At 66.7% G+C, this 6,543-nt stretch carries 6 protein-coding genes; 1 reads left to right on the top strand and 5 read right to left on the bottom strand.

All coding sequences use genetic code 11. The features are described from left to right. Positions 1-1,237: rhamnan synthesis F family protein (locus tag JWQ89_RS11985; RefSeq protein WP_299641294.1), on the top strand; the 1,237-nt coding region annotated here is incomplete at its 5' end. A 24-nt stretch (positions 1,238-1,261) separates the two neighbouring features. On the opposite strand, the gene JWQ89_RS11980 is transcribed toward JWQ89_RS11985, so the two are convergent. The 5 genes from JWQ89_RS11980 to scpA form a co-directional block, all read right to left on the bottom strand. Then, positions 1,262-1,987 carry an ABC transporter ATP-binding protein gene (locus JWQ89_RS11980; protein ID WP_299641293.1) on the bottom strand — a complete coding sequence of 242 codons (726 nt, stop codon included), beginning with the start codon at positions 1,985-1,987 and terminating at the stop codon, positions 1,262-1,264. Next, positions 1,987-2,775, bottom strand: a complete 789-nt coding sequence (locus tag JWQ89_RS11975; RefSeq protein WP_299641291.1) for an ABC transporter permease — start codon at positions 2,773-2,775, stop codon at positions 1,987-1,989. Before JWQ89_RS11975 ends, JWQ89_RS11980 begins: the two co-directional genes overlap by 1 nt. 76 nt (positions 2,776-2,851) lie before the next feature. Continuing rightward, complete coding sequence (locus JWQ89_RS11970; protein WP_299641289.1) at positions 2,852-3,694, bottom strand: DUF2793 domain-containing protein; 843 nt, start codon at positions 3,692-3,694, stop codon at positions 2,852-2,854. A 244-nt stretch (positions 3,695-3,938) separates the two neighbouring features. Beyond that, positions 3,939-4,364: a methylmalonyl-CoA epimerase gene (mce, locus tag JWQ89_RS11965; protein WP_299641287.1), complete on the bottom strand. Its 426-nt coding sequence runs from the start codon at positions 4,362-4,364 to the stop codon at positions 3,939-3,941. Positions 4,365-4,506: 142 nt separating this feature from the next. Continuing rightward, a partial coding sequence (gene scpA / locus JWQ89_RS11960; RefSeq protein ID WP_299641285.1) for a methylmalonyl-CoA mutase occupies positions 4,507-6,543 on the bottom strand: 2,037 nt, incomplete at its 5' end.

Below are 6,543 nucleotides of genomic sequence, written 5' to 3'. Positions count from 1 at the left end.
GACGGGACTCCCCTTGAACCCAGTACGTTTCCTCTACCAGAATGTTTTCCTGCCGCTGATGCAGGTGACGGTCCGAGCCGTGCTGATGCCCGGGCTGATCGTGAGCGACTGGGTCGCGCGAGCCCGCCTCGACAAGCAGGGCGACGTCGTCCTGATCGAGCAGTTCGCCCAGACCAATGACGGCGTGTTCTGCGTCTTCCACCTCTACCAGCCGCACGGGCTGCCGGCCAACGTGGTGAACGCCATTGCCCTGCTCGCCGAGCTCGGCATCCGGGTCGTGGCGGTCAGCAATACCCCGTTGCCGCAGTCCGAACTCGCGCGGTTGCGGCCGTATCTGCATACCTTCATCCAGCGCCGCAACTTCGGTCGCGATTTCGGTGGCTACCGGCGCGGCGTGCTGCATGTGCTCGACCGGCACGCGCCGGACAAGTTGCTGGTGCTCAACGACAGCGTCTTCTACGCCAAGCGCGGGCTGCGCGAGTTCTTCACCTCCCTCCGCGGTGAGGCACAGTTCATCGGCGCCAGCGAAAACCACGAGCTCAGCCATCATATCGGCAGCTACGCGCTCAGCTTCGGCTCGCAGGTGATCGCTGACCCCCATTTCCGGCGCTACTGGCAGGACTATCGCTCGACTGAGATCAGGCCGAGGGTGATCCGGAAGGGCGAGGCGGCGCTCAGCAAGCTGATCGTGCAGACCATGAAGATCCGCCCGCGCGTGATCTATTCGCTGCAGCGGCTGGAGGGCGCGCTGAACCGGGCCGACTGGCGGCAGCTTGCCGTTTCTGCGGCACAGATGCCGCAGGGCTATTTCGGGCAGAACCCGTTGCGCCAGTTGGTGCGCGAGGCGCGCAAGCCGATGCGCGACGCACTGTCGGTCAGCCGGGCGGCGTTACTCGACAGCGCCAGCCTGACGCTGCCGATCGCCGAGGACGACCTGATCGCCGAGATGAATACGCAATACCGGCGCGAGCTGCAGCGCGACCTGCTGGACTATGTCTTTCGCGGTAGCCAAATTCACTGGGGCGCCCTGCTGCTGACCCAGTATCTCGAAATGCCGATCATCAAGCTCGACCTGGTGTTGCGCTCGATCTACCAGATCGGCGAGCTAGGCAGCTTCGCGCCGTTCCTCGAAGAGGACGAGTTCACCGAGTTCCACGCCCTCGTGACGGCGCGTGGCGTGCCGCTGACACATGGCACGCTGAAGCAGAAGCTGATGATGATGACCGGGCTGATGTAGCGGGCGCCCAAAGCACCCCGATGATCACGCAGGATCGTCGGGGCCCATCTTCCCGAAATGCTTCACCCTGCCCTTCTCCAGCTCCAGCCGCTTGTTGCAGGTCTTCTGCAGCAGCTCTTCGCTGTGGCTGGCGAGGACGATGATGCCGGCCTTGTCGGCGAGCAGGTTCATGCGCTGCGAGGCCTTTTCCTGAAAGCTCGCATCGCCGGCGCCGATCCATTCGTCCATCAGCAGGATTTCGGGTTCGAGCGTCGTGGCGATGGCGAAGGCGAGGCGAGCGCCCATGCCCTGGCTGTAGCTCTTGAACGGCATGTCGATGAACTCGCCGAGTTCGGAAAACTCGATGATCTCCTCGGTGCGCGCCGCGATCTCGGCCTCGGTCCAGCCGTTGATCAGCCCGCGCAACAGGATATTGCGCCGGCCGGTGGCTTCGGGGCGGAAGCCGAGGTTGATGTTGAACAGCGCATCGACGCGGCCGCGGATCTCGAGGCTGCCGGCGGTGGGCTCGTAGATGCCGTAGAGAACTTTCAGCAGCGTGGTCTTGCCCGCGCCGTTGGCGCCGACGAGGCCGAGGCGGTCGCCGGCCTCGAGCTCGAAGCTGACGCCGTCGAGCGCGGTAACGAAGCGGTGCGAGCCGGTGCCGGAAATGGTGCCGCCGGTCTGCGGCAGGCGCTTGTCGCGCGGCCTGAGGGTCAGCTTTTCCCGCACCTGGTAGTCGAGGTGGAGATCATGGGCGCGAATGGAAACCATTAGACGATCAACGCCACCTGGCGGCGGAAGGTGCCGAGCAGCAGCACAGCGCCGGCCCACATGGCGAGCGTGATGGCGATGCAGACGCCGAAGGAGTTGAGCGGCGCGCTGCCATCGACGATCGGCTCCCGCACGATGGCGAGGAAGTAGGTGAAGGGGTTCCAGTAGAACAGCACCGTGCGCAGGGGATCGCCGCCGGCATTTCCCCAGAATACCGGGGTCGCGAACATGGCGACGCGCATCAGGTTGGCGATGATGAACTGGCTATCGGGAAAGAACACCCCGAGGAAGGCGAAGACAGTCACCACGGCGGGGGAAGCGACAAGGATGAGGCAGACCCCCAGGCCCGACCAGAGCCAGGCGCCGCTGACCGTCACCCCCGCGAGCAGCAGGATGACGACACAGCCGGCCAGCGCATAGGCCGAGCGGATGAGGTTCTGCAGGGTCAGCCGCATGACGTAGACAGAGAGCGGCAGGGTGGTGCCCTTGATGAAGCTCTCCTCGCGCTCGAACAGCGTCACGGCCTGCGTGATATTGTCGTTGATGTAGCTCCAGACGAGAAGGCCCACGCCGATATAGATGGCGTGGAGCGGATCGAGCGGGGCCGGCGTGAAGATGAAGATGAAAGTGGCGGCGAAGGCGAAATAGTTGACCAGCAGCCAGAGCGGGCCGAGCGTGGTGCGCCGGTGCTGGTCGAAGATATCCTCGGTGGCCAACGTGATCCAGACGCGCCGCTGCCCGTAGCCGCCGACGATGTCGGTGAGCGCGTTGCTGAGAATCTTGAGCATCGGGGCCCCGGGCCGGTTCGCGTGCGATCGCCTAGCATAGCCAATGCCCGAGGCCAACACTCAGCGATTGCCGCCGCTAGCTGATCACGGCGCGATCGGCGGTGCGGCGCCAGCTGGCGCCATCGGAAAAGGCGAGCGTCGCGCCGCCGGATTCATTGGTGACGAAGATCAACTGGCCGGCGCCGGCGCTGGCAGCTGGCACTGTTGCGACGGTGTAGGATTTCGTGCGAACCGGGCCATCGACGTCGAGCCTGACGGCGGGAGTGGCCGTGCCGAGGCCGACATTGCCAGTGGCTGGGTCGATCACCAGGGCTTCGTGCCAGGCGACGCCATCGGGGCTGACCTTGATGTGGAGCTTGTCGTCGCCCGAGGTACCGAGTTCGGCACGGCCGGAAAAGCCGGTCTGGTAGAGGAGGCTCGCAGTGTTGCCGGCGGCGGATTTGTTCAGTTTCAGCCGCAGGTCGCCGGAGCCGGGGGTAACGTCGTCGTGGCTGAGGAGGACGGCGTCGGATTTGACGGCGAGGCGGTTGGTGGCATCGGCGGTGGCGTTGAGGCCGAGTTTTGGTGCGGTGGCGTCGAGACCGAGGGTCGGGAGCCAGGCGACGCCGCTCCAGGCGAGGAGGCCGTTCTCATCCAGGACGAAGGCGAGCCAGCCGGGTTCGGGCGCGTGGAACTGCCAGGCGGCGCCGTCATGGGTGGCGATGTGGTTGGCCTTGCCGGACCAGTCGCCGGTGGGCGACGGGCCGACGATGTAGCGGGCGCCGCTGGTGGGGCCGGCGGGCGGGACGCTGAGGTCGCGATCGAGCACGGCGAGCTGGGTGAGCGAATCGAGCGCGGCGATGGCCTCGTTATGGGTGATGTGCTTGCCGGCCTGGGCGGGGAGGATGAAGGGGAGCTTCAGGTGGGTGCTGGTGGTCAATTAGGGGTCCTCGGGTTTTGGTGGCGCGAGGATAGGGCTGGGTTGGGGGTGCGGGGATAAGTCGACCCTCGCTGGCGCTCGGATCGCGCATCGCGAGCGATGCGGACCCCTCATCCGGCGCTACGCGCCACCTTCTCCCACCAGGGGAGAAGGCACCCCGACTGGGAGGCTTGAGCTTGTCGCCTTCTCCCCTTGTGGGAGAAGGTGCCCGAAGGGGGGATGAGGGGTCGCGGAGCCACCGGCCTTACGCCGGCTGCAGCTCCGGATTCACCTCTTCGAGCTCGATCAGCGTGCCGTCGAAATCCTTGGGGTGGAGGAACAGCACCGGGAGGCCATGGGCGCCGATGCGGGGCTGGCCGTCGCCGAGGATGCGGGCGCCGGCTTCGGTGAGGGTGCGGGCGGCGCTGGGGAGATCGGAGACTTCGTAGCAGATGTGATGGATGCCGCCGGAGGGGTTGGCGTCGAGGAATTTGCGGATCGGGGAGTCGGGACCGAGCGGGGTCAGCAGCTCGATCTTGGTGTTTTCGAGCTGCACGAAGACCACCGTGACGCCATGCTCGGGCAGGTCGTGCGGGTGGAGGACGTGAGCGCCGAGGAGATCGCGATATTTCGCGGCGGCGGCGGCGAGATCGGGGACGGCGATGGCGACGTGGTTGAGCCGGCCGATCATCGAAACTGCCCCTCACCCGCCCTTCGGGCACCCTCTCCCTCACGGGGAGAGGGGCGAGGTGGCGCGATCTCGCGTTTCGTCCCTCTCCCCTTGAGGGAGAGAGTGGCCGCGCAGCGGCCGGGTGAGGGGAAGGTCATCCGGATCATCGGTTGCTCAGCCTCCCCTCGATCTGGTTCAGCACCGAGAACGCGGCCTCCAGCACATTGGTGCCCGGTCCGAAAATCTCCGCCACGCCGGCGTCGCGGAGGAAGCTGTAGTCCTCGGCGGGAATGACGCCGCCGACGATGACGGTGACGTCGCCGAGGCCCCTGCCCTTGAGTTCTGCGATGAGTTCGGGGACCAGCGTCTTGTGGCCGGCGGCGAGGGAGGAGACGCCGACGGCGTCGACTTTCAGATCGGCGACGTGGGCGGCGACTTCGGGCGCGGTTTCGAACAGGTCGCCCATGTGGACGACAAAGCCGAGGTCGGCGAAGGCGGTGGCGATGATCTTGGCGCCGCGATCGTGGCCGTCCTGTCCCATCTTGGCGATAAACAGCGACGGCGGGCGGTGCTCGGCGTGCTGGAAGGCGGCAATGCGGTCGGTGATCGCGGCGTATTGCGGGTCGCTGGCGTAGCTCTCGGCGTAGACGCCGGAGATGACGCGGGTGATGGCGGAGTGGCGGTGGAACACCTGTTCGAGGGCGGCGGAGATTTCGCCGAGGGTGGCGCGGACGCGGGCGGCTTCGATGCTGGCGGCGAGGAGGTTGCCGGTCGATCGGGCGGCCTGCTGTAGTGCGGCGAGGGCGGCATCGACGCGGGCGGGGTCGCGGGTGCGGCGGATTTCGGCGAGGCGGGCGACCTGCTCGTCGCGGACCCGCCGATTGTCGATGGCCCGGATGGCGAGGGGCGGCTCGTTCTCGAGGCGGTAGCGGTTGACGCCGACGATGACGTCCTCGCCGCGGTCGACGCGGGCCTGACGGAGGGCGGCGGCTTTCTCGATTTCGAGCTTCGGGGTGCCGGCCTGGACGGCGGCGGTCATGCCGCCCTGCGCTTCGACTTCGGCGATCAGGGCTTCGGCGCGGGAGACGAGGTCCGCGGTCAGGCTCTCGATGTAGTAGGAGCCGCCGAGAGGGTCGACGACGTCGGTGACGCGGCTTTCGTGCTGCAGGATCAGCTGAGTGTTGCGGGCGATGCGGGCGGAGAATTCCGTTGGCAGCGCAATGGCTTCGTCAAAACTGTTGGTGTGGAGGCTCTGGGTGCCGCCGAGCACCGCGGCCAGCGCTTCGATGGTGGTGCGGACGATGTTGTTGTGCGGGTCCTGCTCGGTGAGGCTGACGCCTGAGGTCTGGCAGTGGGTGCGCAGCATCAGCGAGCGGGGATCTTTCGCGCCGAGCTCGGTCATGATCTTCGACCACAGCGTGCGGGCAGCGCGGAGTTTTGCGACCTCGAGGAAGAAGTTCATGCCGATGCCGAAGAAGAAGCTCAGCCGGCCGGCGAAGGCGTCGATATCGAGGCCGCGGGCCTGGGCGGCGCGGACATATTCGCGGCCGTCTGCGAGGGTGTAGGCGAGCTCCTGGACCGCGGTCGCGCCGGCCTCGTGCATGTGGTAGCCGGAGATCGAGATGGAGTTGAACTTCGGCATGTGTTCCGCCGTGTAGGCGACGATGTCGCCGACGATGCGCATGCTCGGCTCGGGCGGGTAGATATAGGTGTTGCGGACCATGAACTCCTTGAGGATGTCGTTCTGGATGGTGCCGTCGAGTTGGCTCTGCTTCACCCCCTGCTCTTCGGCCGCGACGATGAACATGGCGAGCACCGGCAGGACGGCGCCGTTCATGGTCATCGAGACGCTCATCTGATCGAGCGGGATGCCGTCGAGCAGCAGCTTCATGTCCTCGACGCTGTCGATCGCTACGCCGGCCTTGCCGACATCGCCGGTGACGCGCGGGTGGTCGCTGTCGTACCCGCGATGGGTGGCGAGATCGAAGGCGACGCTCAGGCCCTTTTGGCCGGCGGCGAGGTTCTTGCGGTAGAAATCTTTGGATTCCCGCGCGGTGGAGAAGCCGGCGTACTGGCGGATGGTCCAGGGGCGGCCGGCATACATGGTGGCGCGGACGCCCCGGGTGTACGGGACGGCCCCGGGTAGGCCGGGGTCGGCGGGCGCGTCGTCGGGGAAGTAGGCGGGGCGGATGGGGAGATC

This window comes from Devosia sp. (assembly GCF_028290645.1).
Classification (GTDB): Bacteria; Pseudomonadota; Alphaproteobacteria; order Rhizobiales; family Devosiaceae; genus Devosia_A.
Note: the sequence above shows the minus strand (reverse complement) of the source record. Positions and strands in the feature narration are given on the sequence as shown.